The organism is Candidatus Pelagibacter bacterium nBUS_49 (assembly GCF_051200925.1).
GTDB lineage: Bacteria > Pseudomonadota > Alphaproteobacteria > Pelagibacterales > Pelagibacteraceae > Pelagibacter.
In genome coordinates this window covers 244,345-260,141 of sequence record NZ_CP172837.1, presented here as the reverse complement: position 1 = coordinate 260,141, position 15,797 = coordinate 244,345, and the positions used below count along the sequence as shown (strand labels likewise).

The window sequence follows — 15,797 nt, the reverse complement described above, 5'->3', positions numbered from 1 at the left end:
GCAAATTATACTTAAATATATTGTAATAATTTAAGCTATAGTTTGTTGGCTATGAATTTTGGCACTTAACACAATGCCAAAACCAATCATGGTAGCGAGCATTGAAGATCCTCCATAAGACATTATCGGAAGTGGAGAGCCAACTATAGGTAACAACCCTAACACCATCGATAAATTAACCGTAATATAAATAAATATCGCAAATGCAAAACCAAAACAAAACATTTTAGCAAAACTACTTCTAGAAATTGCACCTATTTGAATTATTCTAATAATAATAATTGTATACAATAACAGAAGTCCAACTGAACCAACAAATCCAAACTCCTCCGAAAACAAAGTAAAAATAAAATCAGTATGTTTCTCAGGTAAAAAGTCTAAGTAGCTTTGTGTCCCTTTTAAAAATCCTTTGCCATCTAATCCTCCAGAACCTATTGCTATTTTTGATTGAATTATTTGATAACCTGCTCCTAATGGATCTCTATCTGGATCCAAAAAAGTCAATATTCTCAATTTTTGGTAGGGCTTTAAAAATGAAATTACAAAAGGTAGAGATATCAAGAAAACAATGAACGAATAAATAAAATATTTTATTTTAACACCTCCTAACCATAAAATAATTAATGCACTAGATGTAATTAAAATTGAGGTTCCTAAATCTGGTTGAGAAAGTACCATTAATATTGGAACTAAAATTATAGTTAAAACCGTAATTATACTTGTTAAAGAGTTGACATTTTCAATTTTTATCCTGTGATAATATTTTGCTAAACAAAGTATAATCGCAATCTTCATCAACTCTGATGGTTGTAAATTAAATAAATATAAATCCATCCATCTTCTAGAACCTGAAGATTTAATTCCAAAAAAGGAAACGTAAATTAATAAAAGAACTACAACAATGTAAAATAAGTAGGAAAAATTATGCCACCATTTGATATTAAAAAAGCCAATGAAAATCATTAAAGGAAAAAAAATTATAATTTTACTAAAATGACTTTTTGTATGATAAAGAATTTCTCCTCCATCTGTTGAATACATCACAAATAAACTTATTGTGGAAACTAGTAACACGCTTGTTAGTAAAATGTAATCTAATGCTTTAACTTTTTGCCAAAAAGAAAGTTCATTATTTAATCTATCAGGTTGAAACATTAAATATCTATTTCCTCAAAATTTTTTTGTTTATTTCTTAATTTGTCTCTATCAATAATTAATTTAAATAATTTTTTTGCTATTGGCGCAGCAGTTTTGCTTCCTGAGCCACCATGTTCAACAATGATACTTAATGCATATCTTGGATTTACATATGGTCCATATGCAACAAATAATGCATGGTCTCTATCTTTGTATGGAATTTGTTCAATTTTTAAATCAAGTTCTCTTTCACGCATACTAATTCTCTTTACCTGGGCAGTTCCAGTTTTACCTGCGAATTGATACTTTGGATCATCTATTCTGGATTTATATGATGTTCCATATAATTCATTAGTTGAACTAAACATTGCTTCTTGAATAATTTTGATATTTTTATGATCCTTAAATAATTTTTTTTCTTGTCCATGCAAAGTTTCCTCTTGCAATTTACTTTTGGCTTCTTCTAAAGACATAGGATTATTGTTTACTATAATTCTTGGTTTTATTTCGTAACCACCATTAGCAATTTGAGCTGTCATAAGACATAATTGAAGAGGAGTAGTTTGGGTGTAACCTTGACCTATTCCAGTTATTAATGTTTCTCCAAGTACCCAACCTTTTCCAAGATTATTTTTTTTCCATTTTGTATTAGGAAACAAACCTGATTTCTCATAATCAAAATAATCTCCTAATACTTTTTTTCCTAGTCCAAATTTTTCAGCTGTAACCTTTAGTCGATCTACACCTAGCAGTCTTGCAACTTCGTAAAAATAAGTATCACATGATTGTTTCATTGCATTTTTTAAACTCATAAATCCGTGACCTTTTTCTTTCCAGCAATGAAATGTTTGTCCGAAGAGTTCCATCTTTCCTGTACATTTTACTTTAAAATTTGGACTAACAATTTTGTTTTCTAAAGCTGATAAAGCTACAATTGGTTTTATTGTTGATCCCGGAGAATAAAGTCCAGAAAGTGTTTTATTTATTAGAGGTTTTAAAGGATTATTTCTAATCAAGGCCCAATCATCATTACTTATTCCAAACAAAAATTTATTTGGGTCGTAAGAAGGGGATGAATACATTGCAATAACGTCACCAGTATAAATATCCATCACGCTGATAGATCCAGCTCGATCATTTAAAATTTTTCCACAAGCTTTCTGAATTTCAGTATCTACAGTGAGACGTATTCTTAAACCTTGGTTACCTTTTTGATGCTCAAGTTGATTAATCCTTTTTCCATAAGCATTAACCTCATATCTTTGGATTGCATTACTTCCAATCAAGAAATTTTCTAAAGTTTTTTCTAAACCTAATTTTCCAATTTTCATACCTGGAACAAATCTTTCTTGTACTATTTCATTAGCAAGAATTTCTTCTTCATTGGGTTGACTAACATAACCCAAAATATGAGTATAAATGTCACTAAAAGGATAATTTCTAGATATAGTCATAACAGGCTTTGCACCAACTAAATCATATAAAAAATTATTTATTTTTAAAAAATCACTCCAAGAAAGATTTTCAGAAACAATAATACTTTCCCATGGTTTCAATTTATTTTTTAGCTTAACTATTTTTTCTATTTTTTTATCACTAAGATTAAGTAATACTTTTAATCTTGATATCAAATAATTAAAATTTTCAACTTGTTCAGGAATAATATGAAGTTGATAAACTTTTAAATTTCCAGCTATTACATTTCCAAAATAATCAACAATATCTCCTCTTGTAGGTGGAAGTTTCCATTCTCGGATTCTATTTTTATCTGATAGAGTTAGGTATTTTTTATTTTCATTTACCTGTAAAGAAAAAAGTCTAGCTATAATTCCAGTAAAGATAATTATCTTTGCAGCACCTATAATAAACATCCGTCTATTAATTACGTCTGTTTTTCTAATTCCTGAGTTTTCTTTAATCATTTTTTTTTAGAGAAATTTGGCTATTTAGAATATTGAATAATAAAAAAAATAATGGGTAAAACAAAAAAGTAAAGCCTGAGTTTATCAAGTAGTTCATATAATCTACCTGGTATAAAAAAATTAAATCTAAAATTATTACCTGAATTGAATTTATGAGCAAAACAGTAACAATAAATGAAAGCCAATCATTTATAAATTTAGGACTTAATGTGATTTGTCTAATATATGATGTTATAGCGCAGATTAATAAATAACAAAAACTACTTATTCCAATTGGAACACCAATTACTACATCATTAATTATCCCTGCTAAAAAAATAGACAAATATCCAAGATAATCAGGATTCCTTAAAGTCCAAAAAAATATCAAAATAAAAATAAAATTAAATGAGAAATAATCTAATTTTAAATAATTAAAATCAAACTCATTAAATACAGAAAAAAACAAAAATATGATCGGTAAATATGAAAGAAATGATTTTAAAAAGGTACTTTTGTTCAATGAAGCCATTATTTATCCTCACCTATCTTAAATTCTGTAATCTTTACGAAGCTTAATTGTCCAAAATCAGAAAAAAATTCTATTTGCCCTGAGTTATTAAGTATTTTACCAACTGGAATACCTGGTTTAAATAAACCACCTAATCCAGAAGTATATACGATTACCTTACTTTCAATTTGATTTTCCTCATACTCATCTTTAGTATATTCAATGACTCCATAGTCTTTACCAGTCCCAGACGCAACGGCTTGCATGAATGGAGGTTGAATAATCACTGGTATTTTACTGTTTAAATCTGACAAAAGAAGAGCCCTAGAATTTGAGTAATTTACTTCAATAATTTGTCCAACTAAATAGTTTCTATCCATTATTGCCATTCCAATTTTGACATTATCTTTTGACCCTTTGTTTAAAACAATAGATTTAAGAAATGGACTTTCTCTATCAATTAAAACTCTAGCAAATATCTCTTCTGAATTTATGCTTTCATCAATTAACTCTCTAAGCTTTTTATTTTCTGCAGTTAAAAAATTATTTAATGCTATAATCTCTTCTGTATTTTCAATTTTAATTAATTCTTTTTGATGAATTTCATGCAAATTGATGTGTGATTTGATTTCGGATATTATCTCTTTTATTTTATTTTCTGGAACTGATGAAATATATGAAGATCTATAAATTACTTCATTGATTCCTAATTTAACAAATTGAATTAGTTTAAAATTAAGGTTACTAAAAATTATTACGATTAGAGATAAAATAATTAAGCTTATTAGTGAAAACTTTTGTTTTTCTTTCTTTTTAAAAAAAGTTGATCTTAAGGCAATTACAAAATCATCTCTGCCTTTAACCATCTCTTAATATTCTGATAACATAGTAGAAAAAGTTTCTTCTTGATCCAATGCTTTTCCAGTACCAACAGCAACACAAGATAATGGATCATCAGCAACATGTACTGGTAAACCTGTTTCTTTTGAAAACCTTTTGTCAATATTTTTTAATAAAGCTCCACCACCAGTTAATGTTAATCCCATATCAACTAAATCAGCTGATAATTCTGGAGGAGTATTTTCTAGAGCTTGCTTAATAGAATTAATCATCTCCTTCATGATGTCATTTAATGCTTCGGCAGTATCTTCCTCTGTAATATTTACTTCCTTAGGTGTACCAGATCTCAGGTCTCTTCCTTTTACAGGGTAAGTATTTTTTCCAGTAGCTATTGCAGTACCCATTTCTTTTTTAATTTTTTCTGCAGTACCGTCTCCAATTAATAAATTATATTCTTTTCTCATATAATTAACTATAGCTGCATCCATTGCGTCACCTGCAACTCTTAGAGATTTTGAATAAACTAATCCACCTAAAGACATCACAGCAATTTCACTAGTTCCCCCACCAATATCTACAATCATAGATCCTGTTGCTTCAGAAATTGGAAGTCCAGCTCCTATTGCAGCAGCAATAGGTTCTTCAATTAACTGAACTCTTCTAGCACCCGCTGCAAGAGCACTATCTTGAATTGCTTTTCTCTCAACAGGTGTTGAGCCTGTTGGAACACAAATTAAAATTCTAGGATTTGCAAACGTACTTCCTTTATGAACTTTTTTAATAAAGTGCTTAATCATTTCTTCAGTCACAATAAAGTCTGCAATCACACCGTCCCTCAATGGTCTAATCGCACTTATGTTTCCTGGTGTTCTTCCAAGCATAGTTTTTGCTTCATCACCAACGGCTAAAACATTTTTCTTTCCTCCTTGATCTACTATCGCAACAACAGAAGGTTCGTTTAAAACTACACCTTGTCCTTTTAAAACAACCAGTGTGTTTGCTGTTCCAAGATCGATTGCCATATCTTGGCTCCAAATTTTTTTAACTCTGTCGAATAGTCCCATTTTATATACCTCTCACCTTTTGATTTTCTTGCTCCATTGGAGCTGTTTTATCTCGTTTAATAATCATTTTATTTAATGCATTAATATAAGCATTTGCTGATGCAACTAATGTATCTGTATCAGCTGCTTGGCCTACAGTTGTTTTTCCTTTTTCTTCAATTTTAACACTCACAGTCGCTTGTGCATCAGTTCCCTCTGTTACAGCGTGAACCTGATAAAGTTGTAAATTAACATCGTGCGGATATAGGGCTTTAATACATTTAAATATTGCATCAACTGGTCCATCACCGGTTTCTGAGGCTTGTTTTACATCTCCATAAACATCCAATGTCATCTCTGCTCTTTGTGGTTCTCCCGTTCCAGCAAAAACCTTTAACGATTTTAAACTTATAGCGTTTACTTTGTTATCAATAATCAAACTATCATCGACTAATGCAATTATATCTTCGTCATAAACATGCTTTTTCTTATCTGCTAAGACTTTAAATTTTGCAAATGCATTACTTACCACATCATCAGTAAGATCAGGGTAGCCCAAGCTGTTCATTTTGTCTTTAAAAGCATGTCTTCCAGAATGTTTGCCCATTACTAAAGAAGTTTGTTTAACTCCTACACTCTCAGGTGTCATGATTTCATACGTTTGTCTATTCTTTAACATTCCATCTTGATGAATTCCCGCTTCATGAGCAAAAGCGTTTTTACCTACAATCGCTTTATTGTATTGAACTGGAAAACCTGTAGCATTAGATACGATTTTTGATGCTTTGCTTAATAATGTTGTGTTAATACCTGTGTCATAAGGTAATAAGTCTGGTCGAGTTTTAATTGCCATAACAACTTCTTCTAAAGCAGCATTACCTGCTCTTTCACCTAGACCATTTATTGTACATTCGATTTGTCTTGCACCTGCTTGAACTCCAGCTAAAGAGTTTGCAACAGCCAAACCTAAATCATTATGACAATGGGTAGATAAAATTGCTTTATCAATATTAGGAACTTTATTTAACAATGTTTCTATTATTGTGGTAAATTCAGAAGGTATCGTGTATCCAACTGTATCAGGAATATTTATTGTAGTTGCTCCATTTTTAATGGCAAGCTCTACTGTCTTACACATATAGTCCATATCAGTTCTCGTTCCATCTTCACAAGACCACTCTACATCGTCAGTAAATTTTCTTGCATAAGCAACATGTTTTCCAATTGAGTCGTATACATCCTCAGGTGACATATTAAGTTTGTGCTTCATATGCAAAGGACTTGTTGAAATAAACGTATGAATTCTAAATCTTGGAGCATGTTTTAATGCTTCATATGCTCTATCAATATCTTTTACAGAATGTCTAGAAAGACCTGCTGGAATAGAATTTTTTAAAATTTTACTAACTTCTGATACTGCTTCAAAATCTCCAGGGGATGCAATAGGAAAGCCAGCTTCAATAATATCAACACCTAATTCATCAAATACTCTTGCTATTTGAATTTTTTCTTCCAAACTCATGGACGCACCTGGTGATTGCTCACCATCACGCATAGTTGTATCAAATATAAAAACTCTATTTTTGTCGCTCATAACTAAATAATTTAGAAAAACTATAATACAATCTATAAGAGAGATTGCAAAATAATTTGTAAATTTTCTCTTATTATTAGACCGTTTCAGGTCTTCTAATTTTAGTTATAAATTGACTCAATTTTTGGCATTAAGTGTAAAAGCTCTTTTGTATAATCATGCTTAGGTTTTAAAAATAAATCCTCAGTATCTGAAACCTCACATAATTTGCCATCTCTTAATACTCCAATTCTATCACACATTTGCCTAACAACTGGCAAATCATGACTTATAAATAATATAGTTAAATTGAGTTGCTCCTGAAGGTCTTTTAATAAATTTAATATTTGAGCTTGAATACTTACATCTAAAGCAGAGGTTGGTTCATCACAAACTAAAAGTCTTGGCTGTGTTGCTAGTGATCTTGCAATTGATATTCTTTGTCTTTGACCACCAGAAAATTCATGAGGATAACGATCGGCTGAATTTTGAGTAAGCTCAACTGACTCTAATAAATCAAAAACATAACTATCTAAATCATTTTTACTTATTAATGGATTGTGAAGTTTTATAGGTTCAGAGACTATATCTCTTACTTTTAGTCTTCCATTTAATGACGAATAAGGGTCTTGAAATATCATTTGAATTTGTTTTCTGAATTTCATCATTTCAGAATTTTGTTTAATTTTTGTTACACAAACATTGTCAAAAAAAATTTCACCTACAGATGGTTTAAATAAGTTTACAATCATTTTAGCTATTGTTGATTTTCCACTACCACTTTCTCCTACCAATCCAAAAGACTCTCCTTCTCTAATATTAAAAGAAACATCATTAACTGCCATTACAGAATTTTTAGAACTTTCGGTAAAAAAATTATCATCAAAACTTTTACTTAAATTTTTAACTTGAACCAAATTTTGTTTTATAATTTCTTTTTTTGTCCATCTATTTAATATTTTTAGATTATTTTTATTTGTTTCATCATTTTCTTTTTCAATTATCACAAATCTAGATATCTTTTTATTTGTTGGAGGTACAGAGCTTACTAAGCTTTTGGTATAAGTTTTCTTTGGGTTTGTTAATATTTCTTTAGTGATACCAATTTCAACTACATCTCCATTTTTCATCACTGCCACTCTGTTAGCTGTTTCAGCTATAACACCCATATCATGAGTAATTAAAATTACTGCTAAATTTCTTTCTTTAGTTAGCTTTTTAATTAAATCTAAAATTTGTGACTGAATAGATACATCTAATGCTGTAGTTGGTTCATCTGCTATTAGTAATTCAGGCTCACAACATAAAGCAAGGGATATAACCACTCTTTGTCTCATACCGCCTGAGAACTGATGAGGATAATCATCAAATCTTTTTATGGCATCTTTTATTCCAACTTCATTAAGTAAGCTTATTGATCTTTCTTTTGCTTCTTCTTTGGTTAAATCTAAATGAGTTTGAATAGTTTCTATTAACTGCTCACCAATTGTAAGTATTGGATTAAGTGAGGTTTGTGGATCTTGGAATATAAGTCCAATTTTTTTTCCTCTATATTTAACAATGTTTAAAGGATCTTCATGAATATTAAGGTCACCTAATAAAACTGAACCACTTGAAACTTTACCGGGTTCATCTATTAAATTAATAATCGCATTTCCCACTGTACTTTTTCCTGATCCAGATTCACCAACTAAACCCAATATTTCTCCTTTATTAACTTCAATATTTATATTTTTTGCAGCGTAAACTGTTTCTTTTCTCATTTGATAGTCCACGCTTAGATCTTTAATCTTTAAAAAACTCATTTATTCAACCTTGGATTTAACGTATCACGCATCCAATCCCCTAATAGATTAATTGAAAAAGCAAGTATCACTAAAAATATTGCTGGAAAAAAAGTAATCCACCATTCACCTGAAAATAAAAAATCATTTCCTAATCTAATCAAAGTTCCAAGTGATGGAGTTGTTGGCGGAACTCCTACTCCTAAAAAACTTAATGTAGACTCAGCGATAATTGCAAGTGCAAGGCCAATAGTTCCTATTACCAACACTGGTCTTAAAATATTTGGTAAGATATGTTTAAACATAATAACTAAATTTGAAACTCCAATTATTGTAGATGCTGAAACATAATCTTTATTTTTTTCAACTAAAGTTGCTGCTCTAGATACTCTCGCAAATTGTGGCCATTCTGAAATACCAATTGCAAATATCAAAACATAAATTGCCATTTCATCATGCATCTCTCTAGAGATTAATCCTCTTGCGATACCATCAACTAATAAAGCCATTAAAATACTTGGAACAGTTAACTGAACATCAGTTAATCTCATAACAATCATTTCATATTTTCCTCCAAAATATCCAGCAGTTAATCCAAGTCCAACTCCTAAAATCAAGCTAAATATAATTGCAGAAAAACCTACTATTAAAGAAATTCTTGACCCAAATAAAATTGTAGATAGCATATCTCTACCTTGACCATCTGTACCTAAAATGAATTTTGACAAACCTTCCTCTGTCCAAGATGGGGGTGTAAATGCTTCCATTAAAGATAACGAAGAAGGATCAAATGGATTATAAGGAGTAATTAGCTCCACAAAAAAAGAACAGAAAAAAATTATAAATAAAATAAACGATGAAATTATAGCTGTCGGAGATTTTTTAAAACTAAAAAAAATATCACTATCTTTAATTCTTGACCAAGTAGTGTTAATATTGTTATCCACTGACACTATCCCCCTTAACACGAATTCTTGGATCTATAAAATAGTATAAAATATCAACTATAAAATTTATCATTACAAAAACAAAAGCTATAAATACTAAATAAGCAGACATAATTGGAATATCAACAAACTGAACTGCTTGAATAAATAAAAATCCCATACCTGGCCACTGAAAAACTGTTTCTGTAATAATTGAAAAAGCGATTAATGTTCCAATATTTATTCCAGCAATTGTAATTACTGGGATTAATCCATTTTTTAATGCATGTTTATATTTAATACTTTCTTCACTAATCCCTCTTGCTCTTGCAAATTTAATATAATCTGTCTGTAAAATTTCCATCATTTCTGCTCTAACAAGTCTAATTATATAAGTCATTTGAAAAAGGCTTAATGTAACTGAAGGAAGAATAATTGCTTTCCATCCTGAAATTGAGAGAAATCCAGTAGTCCAAAATCCTAGATCAACTACTTCGCCTCTTCCAAAGGAAGGTAATATTCCCAATATAACTGCAAATAAATAGATAAATAATATACCAATAACAAAAGTTGGAAGCGAAACCCCAAGAAGAGAGACTGCTAAGATAATATCACTAACAAAACTTTTCCTATTTATTCCTGTATAAACTCCAAGAAGAGTTCCACTTATTAGAGCAATTAGAGCTGATATTAAAACAAGCTCGATTGTTGCGGGCAATCTTTCCGCTATTAGTTCAGAAACAGGTCTTCTTAATTGATAAGAAATACCAAATTCACCTTTAGAGGCATTAACTACAAATCTTGAAAATTGAACATGAATAGGGTCCATTAATCCTAGAGTTTCTCTAAGCTCAGACCTTTCTTCATCTGAAGTCTCCTCTCCAACCATATTATTGATTGGGTCTCCTACAAAATTGAATAATGAAAAGGATACAAAGGCAACAACAAGCATCACCAAAGCAGACTGAAACAATCGTTTAAAGAAATATTTTATCAATTTAAGAAGAAATTATTTTTTTGATACTAGCCCTTTATAATTTTTAAAGGGCTAGTAAAAATATTATTTAGTTAAAGCTAGCAGCCTTAAATAACGGTTCGTTATTTGGTCTGATAGGTACGTTAACATTGGTTTTTGCTGCCCAAGAAATTACTTGGTGATGCAATGGAAGATAAGAAATATCATCTTTTACAATTTTCCAAGCATTAGCTATTGCAGCATTCCTTTTGTCTAAATCAACTTCGCCTTCCATAACTCTTATAGCAGCGTCTACCTCTGAGTTACTAAAGTTAACTTTATTCCAGCTAGCACCACTTTCATATAAATAATGAAACACATAGTGACTATCCAGAGTAGGAACACCCCAACCAAGCATGTAGAAATCACCTTGATTATCTTTCAGTTCTTTAAAGTGTTTACTTTTAGTTTGTGCAAACAGGTTAACGTTAACACCAATTTTACCAAACATTCCAACAACAGCAGTACAAATTGCTTCATCATTTACATATCTGTCATTTGGACATCTTAGCTCAACATCAAAACCATTTGGATAACCTGCATCCGCTAATAGTTTTTTAGCAGCGTCTACGTCATAAGGTAATCTTTTATCAAGATCTGTAGTGTAACCATTTACACCTGGGAAAGTTATAATTCCTGCGGGTTCACTTAAACCTCTCATAACTTTTTTCTTGATAGCTTCTATATCAATTGCTTGATAAAGAGCTTGTCTTACCTCTTTTTTCTTAAATGGGTTATCGCCTGTATTACCAGTTCTTAACTGATCAGCTGATTGATCCATTCCTAGAAAAATTGTACGCATTTGTGCAGTACTTTCAACTTTGTGCGCAGATGAAGATCCAATACGAGCTAAATCTTGAACTGGTGCATCAGTTACTAAATCAATTTCTCCAGATAATAATGCCGCAACTCTAGTTGCTGCATTTTTAATAGGAAGTAATTCAATTTGAGTTACTTTTTTATCTGTCATCTCACCCCACCAATGCTTATTCCTTTTGAACACTGTTTTAGTATTAGGCTCTCTTAAAGTAATTTTAAAAGGTCCTGTTCCTAAAGCATTAGTTGCAGAAAAAGTTTCTTGTCCAGCATCCCAGTTTTGAGGCGACATTGCAAAATTCTTTTCAGACCATGCTTTTGACATTATAAAAATGTTTGAAAGTTGATTTAAAAGAATTGGATTAGGCTTACTCGTTGTAATTTTAACAGCGTAATCGCCAACAGCTTCAACTCCTGAAATTGTACTGATATACTCTTTAAAATCAGATGTTCTTTGCTTAGCTCTTAAAACACTAAAAACAACATCATCAGATGTCATTTTAGAACCGTCAGAAAATTTTACATCTTCTCTTAAAGTGAAAATCCAAGTGTTAGGATCAGTCGCTTTCCATTTTGTTGCCAAAGCTGGTTGAATTTTCATATCTACAGCTCTCTCAACTAAAGCTTCATATATTTGTCTTGAAACTTGAGTAGTTGGACCTTCGTTTTGTGCGTGTGGATCTAGTGTAAGACTGTCTCCTTGCATTGACCATTTAATAGTTTTGGCCATCGCAGAAGAAAATCCAAATAATAGAACTACAGATAGCAGTACTCTTATTAAATTCTTAATCTTCATTATTCACCTCTTTTTTAAATTTATTTAAAAAAAGTATAAGTGAAATAATAAAATTATTATAGATAAAATTTTATAATAAAAATTTAGCTTTTATCGCTATCAACTAATTTTTTCTTACCAATCCATGGCATCATAGCTCTTAGTTCTGCGCCTACTTTTTCTACTGAGTGCTCAGCTAATTTTGCTCTAGTTGCAAGAAAGTTTTTTTGACCATTTTTACATTCATCCATCCACTCTTTAGTGAATTTTCCAGATTGGATATCAGTCAAAACTTCTTTCATTCTTTTTTTAGTTTCTTCTTTATTTACAATTCTAGGACCTGAAACATATTCACCGTACTCAGCAGTATTAGAAATAGAATAGTTCATATTTGCAATTCCACCTTCATAAATTAAATCAACAATCAATTTAACTTCATGAACAGTTTCAAAATATGCCATCTCTGGTTCATATCCAGCTTCGGTTAAAGTTTCATAACCATTTTTGATCAACTCAACTAAACCACCACATAAAACAGTTTGTTCTCCAAATAAATCTGTTTCAACTTCGTCCTTAAATGTAGTTTCAATTATTCCAGATCTTCCACCACCTACTGCAGATGCATAAGATAATGCTAGATCTCTTGCTTTTCCTGATCCATCTTGATGAACAGCAAACAAGCATGGAACTCCGCCACCTTTTTCATATTCACTTCTAACTAAATGTCCAGGGCCTTTTGGAGCAACCATAAATACATCTAAATCTTTTCTTGCTTTAATTAAATCGTAGTGAACATTTAATCCATGAGCAAATGCAATACTTGTTCCTTCTCTTACTCTTTGTTCAATATGATTTTTATAAATTTCAGCTTGTAATTCATCTGGAGTTAAAATCATAACCACATCTGCCCATGCAGCAGCATCTGATAAATTCATTACTTTTAAACCTTTAGATTCAGCTTTTGCAACACTTGAAGATCCTTCTCTTAGAGCAACAACTATTTCTTTAACTCCGCTATCTTTTAAGTTTAAGGCATGAGCATGTCCTTGGCTTCCATAACCAAAAATAGCAATTTTTTTTCCTTTAATTAATTCAACGTCTGCATCTTTTTCATAAAACATTTTCATTTTTTTTTCTCCTTAATTAATTAGTTAAATATTTCAGCGCCTCTTGTCATTGCAACCGCTCCAGTTCTTGAGACACTTATAAGACCGTGCGATTTTAAATTTTTTGTCATTTTATCAATTTCTCTTCTGAGAGCTGTAATTTGAATTACAGCAGATTTCTTAGTTTGATCTAATATAACTGGATTAAATTTTTTACAAGCACTTAAAGCTTTATTTATTTTAGCTGAATTTCCAATTACTTTAAATAGTGCCATTTCTTTAAAAATTACATTTTTATCTTCTCTTTTAAAATTACCAACTTTGTGAACTGGCACTAATTTTTTTAATTGAAGAACAATTTGCTCAATAACTTCAGGTGTTCCAGTTGTAACGATAGTAATTCTTGAAAGGTTGTTTTTCTGATCAACTTCCGCAACCGCAAGGGACTCTATATTGTATCCTCTTCCAGAAAAAAGACCTACTACTCTGGATAGCACACTTGCCTCATTATCTACCCAAACAACAATTATATGAGTTTCTAATTTACTGACTTTCGTTGGGGTGCTATATGCTGATTTAGATTTGGGCATTTAAACTAACGCTTTTCCTTTGCCAGTAATTTTATTTTCTTCTTGGTCTTTTGGACCTAATAACATTTGATTATGAGGCTTTCCTGAAGGAATCATAGGAAAACAATTTTCTGCCTTATCTACATGACAATCAAAGATAACCGGTTTATCAACATTGATCATTTCTTCAATTTTTTCATCTAATTCATCAGGATGTTCAGCTCTAATACCAACACATCCATATGCCTCAGCTAATTTTACAAAATCAGGTAAAGCTTCGGAGTAACTTTCTGAATAATTTTTTTCATGTAACAATTCCTGCCACTGTCTAACCATTCCCATATATTGATTATTTAGAATGAAAATCTTTATTGGTAGATTGTATTGAATTGCAGTTGAGATTTCCTGCATTGTCATCAAAATCGACGCTTCACCAGCTACATCAACTACCAATTTTGTAGGATTTGCAACCTGAACACCTATTGCAGCTGGCAAACCATAACCCATGGTACCAAGACCTCCTGAAGTCATCCATCTATTTGGTTTATTAAATTTATAGTGTTGTGCGGCCCACATTTGGTGTTGCCCAACCTCTGTCGTAATAAAAGTATCTTGATTTTTTGTTAATTCATAAAGTCTTTGAACTGCGTGCTGTGGTTTAATGATTTTATCACTATTAACAAAGTTTAAGGATTGTTTTGTTCTCCACTTTTGAATTTGCTGCCACCATTTTGAAATTTTTTGTTTATTTGATCTTTCTAAATTTAAATTTTTCTTTTTTAGAGTTTTGGTTGTTGATCTAATAACATCTTTAACATCACCAACAATTGCTAAGTCTACTTTTATAATCTTATTTATTGATGAAGGATCAATATCAATATGTACTTTTTTTGATTTAGGTGAAAACTCATCAATTTTACCAGTGATACGATCATCAAATCTAGCACCAATATTAATTAATAAATCACAATCATGCATAGCATTATTAGCCTCATAAGTTCCATGCATCCCAAGCATTCCTAAATTTTGATTATCATCCCCTGGATAAGAACCTAATCCTTGTAATGTTGTAGTAATTGGAAAGCCAGTTAATGCAACTAGCTCTCTTAAAAGTTCACTTGCTTTCGGTCCGGAGTTAACAACTCCACCACCTGTGTAAAAAATTGGTTTTGAAGCTTTGTTCATTAACTCAATTAATTGATCAATGTCTTTTTGCTTAAATCTATTGTTATTTTTAATTTCTATTTTTTTTTCTTTTTTTAATGAAACATATTTAGTTTTTGCAAACTGAATATCTTTTGGAATGTCTACTAGTACAGGTCCTGGTCTTCCAGTCGTTGCAACTTCAAATGCCTCGTGCATTACTCTTTGCAGATCATTAATATTTTTTACTAACCAATTATGTTTTGTACATGGTCTTGTAATTCCAGTTGTATCACATTCTTGAAATGCATCAGTTCCTATTAAATGAGTGGGTACTTGTCCAGAAATGCAAACTAATGGCACGGAATCCATGTATGCATCTGTTAGTGCGGTAACAACATTTGTTGCACCTGGTCCAGAGGTAACTAAAATAACTCCAGGCTTACCAGAAGATCTTGCATAACCCTCTGCTGCATGACCAGCTCCTTGTTCGTGTCTTACTAAAATATGTTTTACTGAAGAATGGTTTTTAAGCTCATCATAAATTGGAAGAACAGCTCCACCAGGGTAACCAAAAATATGGCTTACCTTTTGCTCTTCAAGGCACTTAAATACAATTTCTGCTCCACTATATAATTTTGGCATTTTGCAATCTAGC

Annotated in this window: 13 protein-coding genes; all 13 read right to left on the bottom strand. The window is 31.1% G+C overall.

Annotated elements, in window-relative coordinates:
* Positions 1-30 precede the first annotated feature (30 nt).
* The gene (gene rodA, locus ACIJYF_RS01375; RefSeq protein WP_435117090.1) at positions 31-1,155 is read right to left on the bottom strand and encodes a rod shape-determining protein RodA; all 1,125 of its coding nucleotides are present in this window, start codon (positions 1,153-1,155) and stop codon (positions 31-33) included.
* Entirely contained in the window at positions 1,155-3,059 is a 1,905-nt protein-coding gene (mrdA, locus tag ACIJYF_RS01370; RefSeq protein WP_435117088.1) for a penicillin-binding protein 2, read from the bottom strand. The genes rodA and mrdA overlap by 1 nt, the downstream gene beginning before the upstream one ends.
* Positions 3,052-3,570, bottom strand: coding sequence for a rod shape-determining protein MreD (mreD, locus tag ACIJYF_RS01365; protein WP_435117086.1), 519 nt, complete (start codon positions 3,568-3,570; stop codon positions 3,052-3,054). The genes mrdA and mreD overlap by 8 nt, the downstream gene beginning before the upstream one ends.
* A complete protein-coding gene (gene mreC / locus ACIJYF_RS01360) occupies positions 3,570-4,415 on the bottom strand; it encodes a rod shape-determining protein MreC (protein ID WP_435117084.1) in 846 nt (281 codons plus the stop codon). Before mreC ends, mreD begins: the two co-directional genes overlap by 1 nt.
* Before the next feature lie 3 nt (positions 4,416-4,418).
* Positions 4,419-5,453, bottom strand: coding sequence for a rod shape-determining protein (locus ACIJYF_RS01355; RefSeq protein ID WP_435117082.1), 1,035 nt, complete (start codon positions 5,451-5,453; stop codon positions 4,419-4,421).
* Position 5,454: 1 nt separating this feature from the next.
* Positions 5,455-7,026 (bottom strand): 2-isopropylmalate synthase, encoded by a 1,572-nt coding sequence (locus ACIJYF_RS01350; protein WP_435117080.1) that lies wholly within the window; start codon positions 7,024-7,026, stop codon positions 5,455-5,457.
* Between the two features lie 101 nt (positions 7,027-7,127).
* Positions 7,128-8,810, bottom strand: coding sequence for a dipeptide ABC transporter ATP-binding protein (locus ACIJYF_RS01345; protein WP_435117078.1), 1,683 nt, complete (start codon positions 8,808-8,810; stop codon positions 7,128-7,130).
* On the bottom strand, positions 8,807-9,736 hold the full coding sequence (locus ACIJYF_RS01340) for an ABC transporter permease (protein WP_435117076.1): 930 nt from the start codon (positions 9,734-9,736) through the stop codon (positions 8,807-8,809). The genes ACIJYF_RS01345 and ACIJYF_RS01340 overlap by 4 nt, the downstream gene beginning before the upstream one ends.
* Entirely contained in the window at positions 9,729-10,712 is a 984-nt protein-coding gene (locus ACIJYF_RS01335) for an ABC transporter permease (RefSeq protein WP_435117074.1), read from the bottom strand. The genes ACIJYF_RS01340 and ACIJYF_RS01335 overlap by 8 nt, the downstream gene beginning before the upstream one ends.
* Before the next feature lie 67 nt (positions 10,713-10,779).
* Positions 10,780-12,342 (bottom strand): ABC transporter substrate-binding protein, encoded by a 1,563-nt coding sequence (locus ACIJYF_RS01330; RefSeq protein WP_435117072.1) that lies wholly within the window; start codon positions 12,340-12,342, stop codon positions 10,780-10,782.
* Between the two features lie 83 nt (positions 12,343-12,425).
* Positions 12,426-13,448: a ketol-acid reductoisomerase gene (ilvC, locus tag ACIJYF_RS01325; protein WP_297681748.1), complete on the bottom strand. Its 1,023-nt coding sequence runs from the start codon at positions 13,446-13,448 to the stop codon at positions 12,426-12,428.
* 20 nt (positions 13,449-13,468) lie between these two features.
* On the bottom strand, positions 13,469-14,017 hold the full coding sequence (ilvN, locus tag ACIJYF_RS01320; RefSeq protein WP_435117070.1) for an acetolactate synthase small subunit: 549 nt from the start codon (positions 14,015-14,017) through the stop codon (positions 13,469-13,471).
* Positions 14,018-15,784 carry an acetolactate synthase 3 large subunit gene (locus tag ACIJYF_RS01315; RefSeq protein ID WP_435117068.1) on the bottom strand — a complete coding sequence of 589 codons (1,767 nt, stop codon included), beginning with the start codon at positions 15,782-15,784 and terminating at the stop codon, positions 14,018-14,020.
* Positions 15,785-15,797: the final 13 nt, after the last annotated feature.

Coding starts and splice junctions, on each gene's coding strand:
- mreD (WP_435117086.1), bottom strand. CDS start 3,570: ATGGCTTCATTGAACAAAAGTACCTTTTTAAAATCATTTCTTTCATAT.
- ilvC (WP_297681748.1), bottom strand. CDS start 13,448: ATGAAAATGTTTTATGAAAAAGATGCAGACGTTGAATTAATTAAAGGA.
- ACIJYF_RS01355 (WP_435117082.1), bottom strand. CDS start 5,453: ATGGGACTATTCGACAGAGTTAAAAAAATTTGGAGCCAAGATATGGCA.
- ACIJYF_RS01350 (WP_435117080.1), bottom strand. CDS start 7,026: ATGAGCGACAAAAATAGAGTTTTTATATTTGATACAACTATGCGTGAT.
- ACIJYF_RS01315 (WP_435117068.1), bottom strand. CDS start 15,784: ATGCCAAAATTATATAGTGGAGCAGAAATTGTATTTAAGTGCCTTGAA.
- ACIJYF_RS01345 (WP_435117078.1), bottom strand. CDS start 8,810: ATGAGTTTTTTAAAGATTAAAGATCTAAGCGTGGACTATCAAATGAGA.
- mreC (WP_435117084.1), bottom strand. CDS start 4,415: ATGGTTAAAGGCAGAGATGATTTTGTAATTGCCTTAAGATCAACTTTT.
- rodA (WP_435117090.1), bottom strand. CDS start 1,155: ATGTTTCAACCTGATAGATTAAATAATGAACTTTCTTTTTGGCAAAAA.
- ilvN (WP_435117070.1), bottom strand. CDS start 14,017: ATGCCCAAATCTAAATCAGCATATAGCACCCCAACGAAAGTCAGTAAA.
- ACIJYF_RS01330 (WP_435117072.1), bottom strand. CDS start 12,342: ATGAAGATTAAGAATTTAATAAGAGTACTGCTATCTGTAGTTCTATTA.
- mrdA (WP_435117088.1), bottom strand. CDS start 3,059: ATGATTAAAGAAAACTCAGGAATTAGAAAAACAGACGTAATTAATAGA.